The sequence below is a fragment of the Photobacterium gaetbulicola genome, assembly GCF_003025515.1.
Taxonomy (GTDB): domain Bacteria; phylum Pseudomonadota; class Gammaproteobacteria; order Enterobacterales; family Vibrionaceae; genus Photobacterium; species Photobacterium gaetbulicola.
This window is the reverse complement of the sequence record NZ_PYME01000050.1, coordinates 1-16,448: the sequence shown is the minus strand read 5'-3', so window position 1 is coordinate 16,448 and position 16,448 is coordinate 1. Positions and strand designations below refer to the sequence as shown.

Annotated in this window: 17 protein-coding genes; 8 read left to right on the top strand and 9 right to left on the bottom strand. The window is 47.2% G+C overall.

Features of this window, described 5'->3' with window-relative positions; genetic code table 11:
- Nucleotides 1-1,164: 1,164 nt before the first annotated feature.
- From C9J03_RS25920 to C9J03_RS25905, 5 genes are all read right to left on the bottom strand, one after another.
- Nucleotides 1,165-1,497 carry a hypothetical protein gene (locus tag C9J03_RS25920; RefSeq protein WP_044624041.1) on the bottom strand — a complete coding sequence of 111 codons (333 nt, stop codon included), beginning with the start codon at nucleotides 1,495-1,497 and terminating at the stop codon, nucleotides 1,165-1,167.
- Nucleotides 1,497-2,774 (bottom strand): recombinase family protein, encoded by a 1,278-nt coding sequence (locus tag C9J03_RS25915; RefSeq protein WP_052829833.1) that lies wholly within the window; start codon nucleotides 2,772-2,774, stop codon nucleotides 1,497-1,499. The genes C9J03_RS25920 and C9J03_RS25915 overlap by 1 nt, the downstream gene beginning before the upstream one ends.
- A 374-nt stretch (nucleotides 2,775-3,148) precedes the next feature.
- Nucleotides 3,149-3,745: a hypothetical protein gene (locus C9J03_RS26555; protein WP_197078612.1), complete on the bottom strand. Its 597-nt coding sequence runs from the start codon at nucleotides 3,743-3,745 to the stop codon at nucleotides 3,149-3,151.
- A 1,083-nt stretch (nucleotides 3,746-4,828) separates the two neighbouring features.
- Nucleotides 4,829-5,221 (bottom strand): hypothetical protein, encoded by a 393-nt coding sequence (locus tag C9J03_RS25910; protein WP_044624040.1) that lies wholly within the window; start codon nucleotides 5,219-5,221, stop codon nucleotides 4,829-4,831.
- Between the two features lie 876 nt (nucleotides 5,222-6,097).
- The gene (locus tag C9J03_RS25905; RefSeq protein ID WP_044624039.1) at nucleotides 6,098-6,565 is read right to left on the bottom strand and encodes a hypothetical protein; all 468 of its coding nucleotides are present in this window, start codon (nucleotides 6,563-6,565) and stop codon (nucleotides 6,098-6,100) included.
- A 471-nt stretch (nucleotides 6,566-7,036) separates the two neighbouring features.
- On the opposite strand from C9J03_RS25905, the gene C9J03_RS25900 reads away from it, so the two are divergent.
- Nucleotides 7,037-7,573, top strand: a complete 537-nt coding sequence (locus C9J03_RS25900) for a hypothetical protein (RefSeq protein ID WP_044624038.1) — start codon at nucleotides 7,037-7,039, stop codon at nucleotides 7,571-7,573.
- Nucleotides 7,574-7,668: 95 nt separating this feature from the next.
- Here the strand turns inward: C9J03_RS25900 and C9J03_RS25895 are convergent, their stop codons facing one another.
- Nucleotides 7,669-8,067 carry an MAPEG family protein gene (locus C9J03_RS25895; protein WP_044624037.1) on the bottom strand — a complete coding sequence of 133 codons (399 nt, stop codon included), beginning with the start codon at nucleotides 8,065-8,067 and terminating at the stop codon, nucleotides 7,669-7,671.
- 260 nt (nucleotides 8,068-8,327) lie between these two features.
- Between C9J03_RS25895 and C9J03_RS25890 the strand changes: the two genes are divergently transcribed.
- Nucleotides 8,328-8,609, top strand: a complete 282-nt coding sequence (locus C9J03_RS25890; RefSeq protein ID WP_039460646.1) for a winged helix-turn-helix domain-containing protein — start codon at nucleotides 8,328-8,330, stop codon at nucleotides 8,607-8,609.
- A gap of 39 nt (nucleotides 8,610-8,648) precedes the next feature.
- Here C9J03_RS25890 and C9J03_RS25885 read toward each other — a convergent pair whose 3' ends face one another.
- The 3 genes from C9J03_RS25885 to narQ are packed head-to-tail and all read right to left on the bottom strand — an operon-like array spanning nucleotide 8,649 to nucleotide 11,309.
- Nucleotides 8,649-8,981, bottom strand: coding sequence for a DUF4156 domain-containing protein (locus C9J03_RS25885; RefSeq protein WP_044624036.1), 333 nt, complete (start codon nucleotides 8,979-8,981; stop codon nucleotides 8,649-8,651).
- On the bottom strand, nucleotides 8,981-9,607 hold the full coding sequence (locus C9J03_RS25880) for a response regulator (protein ID WP_044624035.1): 627 nt from the start codon (nucleotides 9,605-9,607) through the stop codon (nucleotides 8,981-8,983). The genes C9J03_RS25885 and C9J03_RS25880 overlap by 1 nt, the downstream gene beginning before the upstream one ends.
- Before the next feature lie 4 nt (nucleotides 9,608-9,611).
- Nucleotides 9,612-11,309: a nitrate/nitrite two-component system sensor histidine kinase NarQ gene (gene narQ, locus C9J03_RS25875; RefSeq protein WP_044624034.1), complete on the bottom strand. Its 1,698-nt coding sequence runs from the start codon at nucleotides 11,307-11,309 to the stop codon at nucleotides 9,612-9,614.
- Between the two features lie 384 nt (nucleotides 11,310-11,693).
- Here narQ and napF point away from each other — a divergent pair, with 384 nt between their 5' ends.
- The 6 genes from napF (at nucleotide 11,694) to C9J03_RS25845 (ending at nucleotide 16,261) form a co-directional block, all read left to right on the top strand.
- Complete coding sequence (napF, locus tag C9J03_RS25870) at nucleotides 11,694-12,185, top strand: ferredoxin-type protein NapF (RefSeq protein WP_044624033.1); 492 nt, start codon at nucleotides 11,694-11,696, stop codon at nucleotides 12,183-12,185.
- Between the two features lie 2 nt (nucleotides 12,186-12,187).
- Entirely contained in the window at nucleotides 12,188-12,460 is a 273-nt protein-coding gene (locus C9J03_RS25865; protein WP_044624032.1) for a chaperone NapD, read from the top strand.
- Nucleotides 12,457-14,943 (top strand): periplasmic nitrate reductase subunit alpha, encoded by a 2,487-nt coding sequence (gene napA, locus C9J03_RS25860; RefSeq protein ID WP_044624031.1) that lies wholly within the window; start codon nucleotides 12,457-12,459, stop codon nucleotides 14,941-14,943. Before C9J03_RS25865 ends, napA begins: the two co-directional genes overlap by 4 nt.
- Before the next feature lie 112 nt (nucleotides 14,944-15,055).
- Nucleotides 15,056-15,499, top strand: a complete 444-nt coding sequence (locus C9J03_RS25855) for a nitrate reductase cytochrome c-type subunit (RefSeq protein WP_411185580.1) — start codon at nucleotides 15,056-15,058, stop codon at nucleotides 15,497-15,499.
- Nucleotides 15,500-15,530: 31 nt separating this feature from the next.
- On the top strand, nucleotides 15,531-16,106 hold the full coding sequence (locus C9J03_RS25850) for a NapC/NirT family cytochrome c (RefSeq protein ID WP_039460654.1): 576 nt from the start codon (nucleotides 15,531-15,533) through the stop codon (nucleotides 16,104-16,106).
- Between the two features lie 20 nt (nucleotides 16,107-16,126).
- Entirely contained in the window at nucleotides 16,127-16,261 is a 135-nt protein-coding gene (locus tag C9J03_RS25845) for a TIGR02808 family protein (protein WP_082060665.1), read from the top strand.
- Nucleotides 16,262-16,448 lie beyond the last annotated feature (187 nt).

Sequence of the window (16,448 nt, the reverse complement as noted above, 5' to 3'; positions counted from 1 at the left end):
GTTGAAAGGGATTCCGGAAATGTGGGTAAAAGTGTTCACATTGAGTCCGGAATGGGTGTTCATGTTAAACCAGAATAGGTGTTCACATTGAACCGGAATGAGTGTTCAGCATGGGCCGGAATACGCAAACCACATTCATTAAGAAAATTACGCAATGGTATTTTGGTTCATCTTCTCAAGACGTGTGGGTAAATACTAGTGCACCTGTATGGCTATATGATGGGTTTTACTGCTTTTGCTTACGATGACATTATCTTGAACAGATGTTTTTACAGGGGGCTTCTCAGGGCTTCTCAGAAGTGCAATCGATTATGGCGTGAGGTTGGTTGTGAGTGGACGGATGGTTTACGAACCGATAGTGCATTGACGTGAACCAGCTTGGCTACACATAGACGTATAGACGGCCAAAAGCAAAAAAGGATAGTTACTAGTCAGTAATTTAGACAATCCGCACAGCGTTTAGGTTGTTGCTATTAATGGCTTTTTGTGGTATGAGATAGTCTCCCTTATCTAATAGTCTACGCCAACGTGAGTGTCGTCATCTATGGTTCGGCTTATAGCATCCTTGGATTAAAGACCTATATATTCTTATCCTTGGTATGAGCTATTAGGGTAGCTGTCAGTTAGCTAATGGCTATCTTATGGTTATCCTATGGTTTGCTGTCAGTATGGCTATTAGAGTCCTTGGCCTTAATCATCTATTAAGTTCTTTATCCATGGTCGCTATTAGTCGTACCTGTCTGCTGCTATGTGCTGGCCTATGGTTAACACAGGGTATATCTAATGGGAGTGTCTTTGGTCTGACTGTATGTAAGCTTTCAGTCGACCCCCTTCAAGACATGTGGGTAAATAGAAGCCAAGACATGAGACATTGTCATATGCCTAGGCTCGCTATGTCGTATTATCAGTTAAGCTACGGCTAAATAACTTACCTTTTATCAGAGCATGTGGGTTAATGCCTCCACACGAATGACCAGGAGGGAATCTGATAGGTACTGTTTGATACATGATCTATTCTCTACAATCTTGATCAAATTAATCCCAGTCAGCATTTTTCAGGCGTAGAAATCCATGACAGATACAAAGTGGTGCTGTACCTTATAGCTCTAACTTTTTGTAGCAAAAGTTAGATTTCTGCTCACAATAGAAGCTCCAAGTTCACCATTATTTGCCAACAGTGGTGAACTCTTTTTCTCCCATAAGCTTGCCATCAGCCTGTTTGGCCTGTAGTAGTTCTATGACCGCTGTGTAATCTAAATCTATGTCTATTCCATTAAGCTTTGCTAGCCCTAGCAGCTGCTCTCTACGCTTGAGCCAGCGGCTTAGCTGACTCCGTAGTGTCACCGCCTTAACATGCTCTCCGTCTCTTCGTAGGCTGTTACTGAGGTCGTAGGCCGTATTGCTTATATTCCCTTGCCAGTGACTCAGTACCTTGTCAATGAGCCATCCATGGTCATCTAGCCAGTGCTTGATTATTTGCCCCTGCTTACGAGCCATCAGTTAGCATCCTTCTTGCTGACACCCTGACGACCAAGGGACTTATCAATACCCTTACCACCTGTTCGCTTATCTACCCAAGCATAGAACTGTGTTCGGCCTACCTTACAGCCCATATCTGCCAGCTTAGCGATTATCTTTGTCTTGGCTGTGCCATTGTCTAGCTCAGAGGTGATGAATGCAGCGTACTCATCCAGTTTACTCTTGATGACAGCACCTTTCTTGCGCCCATTGTGTAGGCCAGAAGTCTTACGCCTAGCTGCTGCCGCCTTGGCTTTATGACTACGTTCCTCTGCGAACTTAACAGCAGCCCAAGCCTCACCCAGTGCCATGAAGATAACAGCAGGATCATTCTGGTTCTCAGGTTTAATGATTGTCTTGGTATAGCAGAAGTGGAACTCAGCGCCTTGCTCGATGACTTGGCTGATTGTGCCTAGTGTACCCAAAGCTGACTCACGGCCTAATCGAGCAATGTCAGATACCAATACCTTATCGCCAGACTGAACACTCTCCACAAGGTTGTCGATACCACGTTGTGACTTAGTGGTCTTGCTACCTGACAAGCTGAACTCTCGCCACTCAGTGATATGAAAGCCTTTAGTCTTTGCATATTCTTCTATAGTGTGACGCTGTGTGCTGCTGTCCTGCCTACTCACATCAGACACTCGAACATAGGCAATAACCTTGGCTTGCCCCAGCTCAACACGGTCTAACTTTTCCTCGGCCTTCACTGGTTCTTGGCTTGCTGTGTGTTCTAGCTTATTGCTTGGCTGAACATCATCTTTAGACTGAACAGTCACTACTTGTTCCTCTTGATCAATTACCTCAGCAGCTTTTGGCTCAGGCTTGACCGAACATTCAACCTCAGACCGAACAGGTAGGTCAAGTTCTCCCTTATTGGCTGCTTCGACTGTTGCTAGTAGACCTCGTGGTTGACGCTTGCGCTTGGCTACTACGTCTTGCTGTTCGACCCCCTCAGCACTGAACACAATCAGGGTAGAGGTAGGAGTGTCGAACTTAAGCCCATCAGTGAAAATGCCAATGGTAGTCAGTAGGCCACCAGACGCTGTGTAGACCTTATCCCAAGCTTTAGTGGTCATAGCCGCTTGGTACTCGTGGTCAGTCTGCTTCACTGCGTTGAACTCAGGGTATTGAGTCAGTTTGGTTAGTTCCTTCTGCAATTGCTCCCTTCGGACTTTCAGACCTAGACCGCTATCTTTCAGGTCAACTCGCAGTTGTCCGATGGTGTTCAGTAGTTGGATGTACTTAGTGTTCATTTATTGCTCGATTTACATGGTGTTCGGTTTAGGGTTTTCAAGTTACGACAGAGCGAACATGTATGTCAATAAAAATATGTTCGCACTAAAGTACACTCTAGATCGAACACTTTACGGGTTGGCCTGACAGCCCTTGACACAACGGCCTTGATTAGCCTGACTGAACATGTGCCAATGACCGAACACATGGTGACTACAAAGCATGCCCTCTATGGTAGTCACAAAAAAATATGAGAGTGCTATCTCCCTACATTTAAGCTAAATCCAGTTAATCGAAAATACAGGAAAGGTGGAGGTATATGGGGGGTATCGCTCTGTTTAATACAATCGATTCCTTTCTCATTCATGGGCTACAAATTGCAATTGGGGGGAACCTAATGTTTTTCTACATTTTTAGGTCGACCTCGCGTGAATGAACTTGTTATAGCTATAAGCCAGCCATGTTTCTTCACTCGACATCTCAACGTGCTTGGACTGATGCCAAGTTCAGCAGCCTTTTTTTTGTATACGTCTGGACTTTTATGCTGATTCAAGGGTTTTTCAACTGCATCACTAACACTCATACCAGCTCTATCAATGCGAGATGCCAATGTTGTTGGTGCTATTCCGACATACTCTGCTAAGTCACACAGTCGCCAACGTTCTCCCATGTACTCAAGCCAACGATTAGACCTATTATTTGTCGATTGCTGTTTTCGTGTTGCCCAGCGTGTGTTTTGTTTGGTATACCCCTTATCGTTATCAACACGATCTATTGACATGCTAGGCTCTGGTTTATCTCCCATGTCTTTACAGAATGCCTCGAAACTCTCACGCCAACGAATGCAGACAGTGATACCACGCTTACCGTAGTCCTTATACTGTGGGTTTCTTGGGTTATGGCAACGATTTAACATCTGTAGCCATGTTCTAAACAGATGATGCTTGGTATGTCCATGCTTATAAGCAGGATGCCTGTACGTTCCAGACACAGACTTCATCCATGAGCCTTTTTGAAGACATGGAAGAGTATTAGTCGGAATAGTTTCCAAGGTGGTCTTACAGCGTATTTTGACTTTTTCTCCATTAGCTAAGCGTTTAGCTATTTTGGCTTGGTACTTAATCTTATCTCTTTCGGCCTCACACAGCTTGCATGATGCTCTGTATCGCTGAACTCCACTATGGTCTTTACCATTCTTATGAAAATCAGTAATAGCTTTGATTGTTTTGCACTTGGTGCAATGTTTTGTCTTGCTTATAGGTAATACCCCTGTAGTTATGTTCACTACAGCGTGTGGGGGAATAAGCTACACAGCTGGTAATGTTCATTGGAAGACGAGCAGTGTCAAGATGAGCTTTAACATCGTGCGCTACGTGAAATCTGTGAGAGTTTGCGTGGTGTTGTCTTGAAGATTTTAAGCAGGAGCGCCTCTGCAAAGGGCAAAGACGCTAGTATTTTGATCAATTACAGGTAGTAGCTACGAACCCAGCCGTTCATCCCATCGACTTTTATATAAGACCAGCTTCCATCTGTCTTGTTTAGAGTGTACCTCTTCCCTCTAGTTGCAGTTCCAATCTTCTTTCCATCTGGCTTACCGAACATATTAGTCGTCACGCGAATAGTTCGATTGTTGTCTTCCCTACGATTCTTGTTGGTTCTTCGGGTTGATGATGTTGAAGTTGTGGTTCTTCTTGGTTTGCTCGTTCTGGTAATACGGCTCTTGCGTCGACCACCTCTTCTTCTAGCTTCTGCATCAAAGCCGACAAAAAGGGCTGAAAGGCTTCCGAGGATGAATAAACGTCTGTTCATGATTAGGCTCGCTGCTTTGTAAGCGCAATCCGTTGGCGTTTCTGGCTTTCCGTAGTATTGATTTTTGTGGGGCGATTAAACGGGAACAGACAGATGTGTGCAAGTTAATGCTTTATGAGTGGGGGAGAATTGACCGTAAGCGGAACAATACAATCAGTATGGTAAATGACTTAGATAATTATGAATTAGTAATGTGAATTTCACCTACGACAAAAAGCACTGCTACTTTAAGGCAACAGTGCTTTCGTCACTTGCTCTTTAGCAGTTACTGAATAGGGTCATTCACTGCCATTTCAACAGGTACTTGCATAATGGGTGCTTCGACAAGATACCAGTGATGAAATGCTTCGTTAGGTGCTACACCGACAGGTTCCATGCGAATAATCATGAGACCTTTGTTCATGATTTTCTTATTGATGTCATCAACAAGGCTAGGGACGTTACTGCAATCATTAGCTAGTGGTCGAACTTCATTTGTTCTGATACCAGGTTGATTAGCAATAGCCATGAAGACGAGAGCTGTCTTGGATAGTTTGTTTTTACGCATTTGCCAAAGGTTCTTGGCGTAATCATTGATGGTTTTGTCAGACAGGTGAGCAAGAGGTAGGCCGATACGAGATGTGTTCGGCATTGGTGTTACTTGGTTTTGGTTTCTCATAAGGTAATTTCTCCGATTTATGAGGATACGTATTTAGGGTTTTTCTAAGTGAAGCGATCACTTAGTTGTACTGCTTAGGTCAGGGGTCAACCGTCCCAAAGCACATATGGAATTTTTCACCATATGCGACCATTGTAACATGAATGTAGGGCTTTGTAAACACCCATGCACAAAAAGCCCGCCAATCGGAGCTGGCAGGCTTATTGCTTGTTTATAGTCGATAGGAAATACGTAACCTTCGACTGTTTATTTAGAGTCGACTTTGGAATGGCTACTTCCTTAGGCGACTATTTGTTTAACGTCTCGGGTGACTAGTCCGCGACAAATTCTGTTTCAATTTGAAGTTTAGGATCGAAACCCATAACTACAAGTTAACTTTTAATTAACTGTTTCAAATTGACAAATGCACTTTATGACGAGTTGGTGGAATAGTCAACCAACCGTCAGAGGCGGCGTATAATACCTTGCTGTATTAAATAGTCAACAATAAAAACGTCCATTTTAACGGCTCTAAAATGGTCACTGGTTGAATAACTTCTATTAAGGCTTTACTAGGCATGGATGTATAGTAGCGGCTCTTAAAATCGCTCTCAGCGCCTCTATAGTGGCATTTTGATTAGTGCAGTTTTTTAAAAATTATTGGTCGTTAAATTTCAAAACTGGATAAATGTCACGTTTTCATCTCAACAACTGGTTGCTTATACAGTGCAGTGATATAGCTATCTTTGTTGACTACTACCAAGGCAGTTTTATAAAACATGAAAATCAATAACGTAGTTTTTCGATCAAACAGCACGTTTAATTATAGTTTTGTCACTTACTGTCACTATGTTTAAGCAGCTTTACTACTTTTCATGATCGCCGAGCTATGAAGAACTAAATGTTAACAGTTTTAGCCATACATTCAGTTATCCAGTAGTGGAGCAGCATATCTTCACCACGCTCTAACCCAAAGGCCAATACCGGTTCGTCGGGTACTGTGTAATCTAACTTGTAGTGGGGCAGTAAGAACAGCTTCCCTTCATCCTCATAGACAGACTCACCGTAACAACTAGCTTGGTTTTCATCCTTTCTGACAAACCTAAAGACGGTTATCGGGTTAGACTTCCATCCCTGTCTAAAAGAAGCAAAATAGACCGCACCGTTGGCTAAGTGCAGTTCATTTGTGAGGACACCCCTTAGTTGAATCTCTGTTAGCCAGTTCCCTAGCTCACTCTCCATTGCTTTGGTGAGCGGCAGACCATGCCCAAAATATCGATTGAGAAGTTCTTTGGTTCGCTGATTTCCTGTCATTGCGTACCAACATGGGTTGTCGCTGATGATTTTCTGTACGCCTGCTTCCATGCTGCTTTCTCCAATAGCGTTTACACACAAATTATGTGGATAAACTGTTGTTTCCTTTTAATAAAATCACAAAGTGTCACCTAGCTTCTGTCACCTAGTTTCTGTCACCACTAAACAGGACATTAAAACAATACATAAAAACAATACAGGTAAGATCGAGATCGCTTTAAGTAATATTAAGAGCGAACAATAAATAAACAATTGTTATTTGAATTAACAGTAATGTCTCTGTAGCGGGACAGTGATGATCAAAAAATGATCGGTTAGTGCCTAAAGCAGTAATTTGTTCTGGTTTGAAGCAAAGGGAGTTGTAGAATCGGAAGGGTTCGCCTACGGGTGAGCATAAGACGATAGCGTCACCCGCAGACTTGGTGATTGAACTGGCTACCAACCAGCTCTAGCACCCACAAGTAAAAACTGATTGGCGTCAGTCTTTACCGCACGTACCCGTATGATCAGCAGGTACGTGACATGGGTCATATTTTACCAAGTCTCAACGATGCTGACCATTGCAAAGAAGACGATATGATCAAAAAACAAACGAAACACCTCGACATTCCATTCACAGCCAAAGCAATTGCTGACCGTATTGAGTCAGACTATTCGCTTTTCTCCTATAAACGTCATGCCCGTTACAAGGCTATCCTACGGGACGTTGTTAAGTACGCAGATAAAGCTAGGGATTGGACTTGCTACCGCAGGCAAGAAGACATTGCTTTGGCAGTGTTCGGTTCAGCTACAGATAGCAACCTACGAACAGTTAAGCGTGCCTTTGCTCGGTTCTATAAGCTTGGCCTTCTAGAAGTAGTAGGTCGGGAAAGGATGAAGCTAGAAAAGGACGGTATTGAAGTTAATGCCCTTGGCAAGAATTACTACCGCGTAACTAACGTACTGCTCAACATCATTGGCTTTACACGCCAAGCGGCACTTATGCCCCTAATTACCCTACAGACAATCTGGAAAACTGTTGTTACGGCACTACCTACAAGATTGTCTCGCAGTTTTTGATGCCGTAAGCAATTGTACTCATAGTTATTCTGGCTGACTTGTTTTGTGAACTTGGTCTCCCTTTATAGCGGGAATAGCCATGGGGTGCAATGGCTTCAGCCGCCGTAGTGGATCGCCAGTTTGATCAGCCAGATATTGGCCAGGATCCCGAGCACGAATACAATGGTCCGCCATGGGCTGAGCTTGAAGGCATAGCAAATGAAGTAAAGTACCCGGCTGATGATAAAAAGATACGCGGGGAGGGCGGATTCATGGGCGGGCACCCCTGCCAAATGGGCAATGAACACACAGCTCGAAAATACCGTCAGGATTTCCCAGCCGTTGGCCTGGGCAGCTTTAACCCTTGAGGCGGCACCTGTGAGCTCGCGGTCCTGGAGCCGAGGTTGGTTGATGTCGAGCTTGCCGGTTTGGCGGACGGTTAACCACCCCCCGATCCCCGCCAGTATATAGTTAATCAGTATCATGGCGATAATACACCAGAAAGCTGGGATCATGGCGGCTCCTTGGGTTGATGGCGATGTTGTCCAAAGTATAGGAGACAAGGTGGAATGGGTTTTGCGCCTAATTGTGTGATTTTTCAAGTTGTTGTTTAAACATGTATTTTTTGTTTCTTGATTGACATGTTCTGATGTTTTGAGACCTAGATCACCGAAAATCACGACCAAAACCGGGAAATCCTCCTTCATATTGATCAAACTCAACACCCCGCAGGCAGAAGTCGGAATAATAAAAACCTTAAATTATGGAGGTCTCAATGGAATTGAATCCGGTTTTTGCCCGTCGTCTTTATCTCGCTTTGCTCGTTGAGCAGCTAGAGCGTCCCAATGTTCCTAAGCTGATTGAAATTACCGGTTGGCCGCGACGTACCATTCAGGATGTTCTTAAAGCCCTGCCGGGGTTTGGCATTGAATTGGCCTTTGTTCAAGATGGTAAGCGCCATAATGATGGCTACTACCAGCTAAGCGACTGGGGGCCTTTTGATGTCAACTGGGTTGAATCGAAAGAAAGGGATATAATCTCTTCCGTATCGAGTTGATAAAAAAACCGCACTTGTGCGGTTTTTTTATTGCTGAACTTATTCACAATAGTAGGCATTGCCTATCAAGGTCACAGAGGTTGAAAAGTCGGGTGGGCTGTATAGTGAGACCTTGTTCGCACCAAGCTCATAAGCTTGATTCTGCAGCTGGTTCAATGCCCCCCGGGTAAGCGCCTTATCGCTGATGAGCCAATAGTTGTACCAACTGCCTTGGGAGCCGATAAGCGTTCCCCGTCTTTCGCAGGTATTGTGAATATCATTGGTATCCCAGGTCAGTACGACTCCTCCGGCATTATCTGACAGTGGCGTCGTACTGCACCCTGCCAGCATCATTGCCGGCAGCAGCATAAGCAGTGGCCTTGTTTTGATCATTATTGTCCCTGCGACTCTAGATAAAGAACGGTAGCTGCCGTCCTGGATTTCACCTGCAGCTTTTTCAGCAAGCTCTTCATATGGACCTTTACGGTTGCCTCTGAAATGAACAGGTTATCGGCAATTTGCTTGTTGCGGTAGCCCTTAGCCACCTCTTTTAGGATCTGCATTTCCCGATCCGTCAGGGTATCGAGCAGCGAGTCTTGCTCGGCGCTGTCGGCCAGATATTCACGTACTAAATCACTGAAAGCCTGGCCACCGCACATGGCTTGTTTTAATAAGGCAATGAGTTGATCTGGCTCGGTATCTTTCAACAAGTAGCCATCGGCCCCGGCATTGACTAGGGCTTTGACATCTGAACGGCTGTCAGAGACCGTGAGTACGACTATGCGGGCCTGGATGCCTTCCGCGCGCATGGCATTGAGGGTATCAAGGCCTGACATCCCCTTCATGTTCAGATCGAGCAGGATCAGGTCTGGTTCTTTTTCCTGCGCGAGCACGACGGCATCGGCGCCGTTGCTGGCTTCGCCAACCATCTCGAAGTCGTTTTCAAAGCTTAGAAGCTGGCTGATCCCCCGGCGCATCAAGGGGTGATCATCAACAATCATAATTTTCCAACACGTCATATTGTTATCCTTGGGACTCAGGCTGAAACTGAAGGGTGACTTTGCTGCCAGAGTCCTTGGTTGTATTGATTTCCAGTGTACCGTGAAGGCGTGAAGCCCGCTCGGTCATAATTGCTAGGCCGTAATGATTGAGTTTTTCATCGGCCGGATCAAAACCTATTCCGTCATCGCTGATATTGATCGTCACAGTCTCGTTATCTTGCTGGCAGGTAATAATGATTTCATCAGCTTGTGCATGCTTGATGGCATTGAGTACTGCTTCTCTGATCAGTTGCAATAAGTGCACCTGGTGATGGGCATCCAGACTCAGCGATGAAAGCTGGTTATCTATTATCAATAAAGCATCGCTCTGTTCTTCTAGAGGTTTTAGCATTTCTACCAATGCTTCACCAAAGTTTGCTTCCTTGATTGTGAGCCGGAAGGTACTTAGTAGCTCCCGTAACTGGGTATAAGCCCCGGAGAGCCCTTGGTCAATATCACTGATAATTGCCATGGTCTGCGTCTGATCGCCTTGCCCTAGCTGCCTTTTGAGCAGGGTGACTTGAATTTTAAGGTACGACAGAGACTGGGCAAGGGAGTCATGCAACTCGCGCGCAATCGTAGCACGCTCCTCCATCAATAATAACTGCTCTGACTGCTTCTGGGCCCGGTTGTAGTAGATCCCACGGGCCAGCGTGCGGGAGATGTTTTCAATCAGGTTCTTATCGGGGCAAGGGAGGGTGTCTTGCCACCATAATTGGCCCAGTACCTGGCCGTCGAGTTCGAGGTCATGGTAATGCCAGTTGTTGCCCGATGGTTCGCCGGCGAGGATTTCAGTATTGTTGCCACTGCTCTCTTCGATGAGCAGCTTGGCTGCGGTCAGCCCCTCAATGGCCAGCAGCGTATCGAGCATCACCGCAAAGTTCTTGGTACTCAGGCGGCTTTGCGATAATTCTTGCGAGCAGTCATACAGCACCTGTAATGATTCATTGGCTTGGCGCAGACGGCGGGTTTTTTCATCGACCTTTTTCTCGAGGTTCCGGTATAGCTTGCCGAGCTCGGTCGCCATGGTCGTAAACGTGCCGGCCAGGATCCCCAACTCGTTGTCACTTTTGACATCGAGGGTAAGGTCGAACTTGCCTTCTTGGATCTGCTCACTGGCAGTGACCATTTGGTTAAGCGGGGTGACGATTTTGCGTTGGGTAAAATGGATGGTAAACAGCGCGGCAATGAGGATCAAACTCAGTCCCAGTCCGCCGACGATCGACAGGAGCTGTAGCTTGATGATGGAAAATTCCTGTAACTCGTAGACAAATTGGTCGATACGGTCGACAAAATTTACGACTTCGCTGAGAAATAGCCGTTCATTTCCGTTATGCAGCAAAGGGTGTAAGTCTTCCCAGCGGCCAATCAAGTTGTAGTAGTGCATCTTGATATTGGTCGGTACCGTCCAGTGTTCCAGTGCCGCCATTGAAGGCGAAAACAAGGACTTCTCAAACATATCCAGGTGTGCTTGAAGGTGAGGCGACTGGGTCTGGATATCATAAGCCAACCGGTAACTCTGCATGCGCAATGAGCCGGAGACGTTGACCGCTTCGGCATCATTCAAACTGGAAGCCAAAGTCAGTAAGGCAAAGCTGGTGGTCACCACGGAAAGAAGCAGGATTGCGAGCATCGCCCTGGCAATAGTGGTAGTGACGGGCTTTAGAGGCCTGTTTTTCACAGATTTTCCTTTTAAAACGCTATCTTAAAGATAAGTTGAATACGCTTTTCTATTTTAATCTGGTCTACATTTAATAGACAGACTGGTGGTTTTCGGTGCAAATGGGGTGAGTAGTAGCCACCTTCGATAAAACATAGCTTTTTTATACTGAGAGGCTGAGCATTTAAATTTATTGATCCAAGACAAATTTAACCCCCAATTAGCCCTTACTAGGTATTTAAGCATTTATTACGGGATTTACACTTGTCGTGTAAAAAAATGACAGCTTGTGATTATTTGTTGTAATTCATTGAAGCTGTCTATTGGTACACCTTGCTTTGTATAGCCAAGCTGCTGCCCGTAATCACTATTTTTATTAATAATATTTTACGAAGGATAGAGTCAATGTTTGATCGTTCCCGTCGTCGATTACTGACACGGCGTCGCAAGCCTGACCTGCAGCGGATGCCCTGGGTGGTCGAAGAAGAGATTTTCACCGACACCTGTACCCGGTGCAACAAGTGTATCAATGCATGTGAAACACAAATTATTGCCAAAGGCGACGGAGGTTTTCCTTCCGTCGACTTTCAGCGTGGTGAATGCACATTCTGTTACCGCTGTGCCGAGGCTTGTCCCGAGCCGCTGTTTCAGCCGCAATCAGAGCAGCCATGGCCTTTGGTGGCACAGGTTAATGAGGGTTGCCTGGCCCACCACAACATTGAGTGCCGAAGCTGCGGTGATGCGTGCGAGGTGATGGCGATTCGGTTCAAACTGCAACCGGGCAGTGTTGCCCGTCCTGAGCTGGAGAGCTCAGTTTGCACGGGGTGTGGTGCATGTGTGTCGGTCTGCCCGGCATCGGCAATTACCATGGTGAATAACGATAACGAAGAGAGTTAGCGATGGCATTACAAGAAGTACACATTTCCAGTTTGGTTGTTCATGTCAAGCCGGCGTATCTGGCCTCTGTCAAAGAGCAGATTGCTGTAATGCCGAATGCAGAAATTTACGGCGACAGTGAAGAAGGGAAGATCATTGTGGTTCTGGAAACCGAAAACCAGGGCTACGTGACTGACACCATAGATAAAATCAATAACTTAGAACACGTTTTAACCACGTTTTTAGTGTATCACCAAATCGAACACTTCGACTCGCAATCTGAGGAAGATTCATGAAAATGACAAGACGTGCGTTTGTGAAAGCAAACGCCGCTGCATCGGCAGCAGCTGTAGCGGGGATCTCGCTGCCAGCATCAGCAACTAACTTAATTGTTAGTTCTGACGAAACCAAAATTAAGTGGGATAAAGCGCCTTGTCGTTTTTGTGGTACAGGTTGTTCAGTACTAGTCGGTACACAGAATGGTCGTGTCGTGGCGACTCAGGGTGATCCGGAAGCGCCGGTCAACAAGGGCCTGAACTGTATCAAGGGTTACTTCCTGTCGAAAATCATGTACGGCCGGGATCGTCTGCAGACACCAATGCTGCGTATGAAAGACGGCAAGTTCCATAAAGATGGCGACTTCCAGCCGGTCTCTTGGGATCAGGCGTTCGATGTGATGGCCGAGAAATGGAAAGAAGCACTTAAAAAGCATGGTCCATCGGGCGTAGGTATGTTTGGCTCAGGCCAGTGGACCGTAATGGAAGGCTATGCCGCAGCGAAGATGATGAAGGCCGGCTTCCGCTCTAACAACATCGACCCGAATGCACGCCACTGTATGGCATCTGCCGTAGTGGGCTTCATGCGTACCTTTGGTATCGATGAGCCGATGGGTTGTTACGATGACTTCGAAAACGCAGATTCGTTCGTGCTTTGGGGCTCGAACATGGCGGAAATGCACCCAGTTTTGTGGACCCGTTTGACTGACCGCCGTCTGAGCAACCCGCACGTGAAAGTAAACGTGTTGTCGACGTACTACCACCGTTCGTTCGAGCTGGCTGACAACGGCATGATCTTCGAGCCGCAAACTGACCTTGCAATTGGTAACTTCATCGCTAACTACATCATCCAGAACGATGCAGTTAACTGGGATTTCGTCAACAAGCACACCAACTTCAAGCGTGCCGATACCGATATCGGTTACGGCCTGCGTGACGAAGACCCTCGCCAGCAGAAAGCGAAGAATGCCAACTCTGGTGCCATGCATGCCATGACATTCGATGAGTACAAGGCCTCTGTTGCCGAGTACACCGTCGAGAAAGCCGCTGAAATGTCGGGTGTCCCGCAGGAGAAGCTGATCGAGCTGGCGAAACAGTACGCCGATCCTAACACCAAGGTGATGTCACTGTGGACCATGGGTATGAACCAGCACACCCGCGGTGTGTGGATGAACAGTCTGGTGTACAACATCCACTTGCTAACCGGTAAGATCTCGCAGCCGGGCAACAGCCCATTCTCGCTAACCGGCCAGCCATCGGCGTGTGGTACGGCGCGTGAAGTGGGGACTTTTGCTCACCGTCTGCCGGCCGACATGGTGGTGGCGAATCCTAAGCACCGTGCAGTTGCCGAGAAGATTTGGAAACTGCCAGAAGGTACGATCCCGCCTAAGCCGGGTTACCACGCGGTACTGCACGACCGTATGCTCAAAGACGGCAAAATGAATGCCTACTGGGTAATGTGTAACAACAACATGCAGGCTGGCCCGAACATCAATGAAGAGCGTCTGCCGGGCTACCGTAACCCAGAGAACTTTATCGTATGTTCTGACCCATACCCAACCGCAACGGCGCAAGCGGCTGATCTTGTCCTGCCAACCGCAATGTGGGTCGAGAAAGAAGGTGCTTACGGCAACGCCGAGCGCCGTACCCAAGCATGGTACCAGCAGGTTGAGACCCAGGGCGAGTCTAAGTCTGACCTTTGGCAGATCATGGAATTCTCCAAGCGCTTCAAGGTTGAGGAAGTATGGGGTGAAGAGCTACTGGCAAAAGCACCACAGTACCGTGGCAAAACCATGTACGACATCCTGTTCCGTAACGGTCAGGTCGATAAATTCCCAATGTCTGAAACCCAGCCATTGAATGATGATGCTAAAGCGCAAGGCTTCTACGTGCAGAAAGGCCTGTTCGAAGAATACGCGGCGTTCGGTCGCGGCAAAGCGCACGACTTGGCCCCATACGATACATACCATCAGGTACGCGGCCTGCGCTGGCCGGTTGTTGACGGTAAAGAGACCCAGTGGCGTTTCTCTGAAGGTCATGACTCATATGTACCGGCCGGTGAAGGTTTCCGCTTCTACGGCCACAAAGACGGCAAGGCAAACATCATCTTTGCCCCGTTCGAGCCAGCACCCGAGGTGCCTGATGAAGAATATGATCTTTGGATGTCAACGGGCCGTGTGCTTGAGCACTGGCACACCGGCACCATGACTCGCCGAGTACCAGAGCTTTACAAAGCGGTGCCGGATGCACTGTGTTACATCCACCCAGATGATGCTCAGTCACGAGGCCTGCGTCGTGGTGATGAAGTACTGGTTGCTTCTCGCCGTGGTGAAGTTCGCTGCCGCGTTGAGACCCGTGGTCGTAACCGTCCACCTGTGGGCTTGGTATTCATTCCATTCTTTGATGCCCGTATTTTGGTGAACAAGCTGATTCTTGATGCCACCGATCCGCTATCCAAGCAGACCGACTTCAAGAAGTGTCCTGTGAAGATCACCAAAGTATAAATAGCAACAAATTGAAGAGGTTGGTTGTCTGGCGGCATGCCGGACAGCCCGACCTTGACCTGAATTTAGCCTGTAGGCGGAGAATACAATGAAACGATTAGTTCTAGCAGTAATGGCATTTGGCATGATGCTGGCTGGTGCTGTACACAGTGCAGAAGAGCTGCACAACCCGGGTGGTATCGGTGGCTTGGAGTCACTACGTGGTGCCAGCGAGCTGGAAGCAACCCGCGCGGCGGATCCAATGAAACGCTACCCTCGCGATCAGGGCACGATTGATAGTGATTATGTTTACCAGCCCCCTTTGGTACCGCACACCATCCGTAACTACGAAGTGTCGAAAAATGCCAATAAGTGTCTAGCCTGCCATAGCTGGAAAAATGCCAATGAAATGGGCGCGACCAAGATCAGCGTGACACACTACCAGTCACCGCGTGAAGGGCAGGTATTGTCAGATGTATCACCAGCACGTTACTTCTGCTTGCAGTGCCACGTACCACAAGCAGATGCTAAGCCGTTGGTTGAAAATGATTTCCAGCGTGTTGATGCGCTGCGCTAGTTATAGCCATCAGTGCTAAAGGGGCTATAAGATGAAACTATTGAAAACGTTTTGGCGTCGACTGACATCTCCGAGTAAGGTCGCTGTCGGTTTGGTGCTGTTCATGGGCTTCATGGGCGGTTTGCTGTTCTGGGGCGCATTCAACACCGGTATGGAAGCGACCAACACCGAAGAGTTCTGTGCTGGCTGTCACGCTCCGATCGTCAAAGAGATCCGGGAAACGGTACACTTTGCCAACCGCTCGGGTGTTCGTGCAATTTGTTCTGACTGCCACGTGCCACATAACTGGACTGATAAAATTGTTCGCAAGGTACAAGCCTCGAAAGAGCTGGTGGCCTATGCGATGGGGACGATCAGTACCGAAGAGAAGTTTGAGGAGCGCCGGGGCTATCTCGCCAACCGTGAGTGGCACCGAATGAAGGAAAATGACTCACAAGAGTGCCGAAACTGTCACGAGTTTGAGTACATGGACTTCTCTGAGCAGGGAAGCCGCAGCGCGAAACAGCACTCTACGGCATTGGCGTCCGGCGATAAGACCTGTGTAGATTGCCATAAGGGGATTGCCCACAAACTACCTGATATGTCTGGTATTGAAGGCTGGCAGTAAGCCTCAGATAAGGAGAAACAATGAGTACATTAGAGTCAATCATCTGGCATGTAATGGGTTATGCAGCCATGCCTGTAATCATCCTGTCTGGTTTTGCTGCAGTAGCTGTGATTTGTATCTGGCTATTGTCGCTGGGTAAGGACAAAAATATCTAACGGTAGTGTTTAGTTTGCCGAATAAAAACAAAGCCATGCATATGCTGCATGGCTTTTTTAATGGTGCGCCGAGCATGGCGTTGTTCTAGGAGGTGAAAGTCCTCTACGGGCTCAGTCGAGCGAGAACCGTTAGCCTATGCAAGGGTGTCCACCGTGAGGTGGGATCTGAAGGAAGCAAACGGCAAAA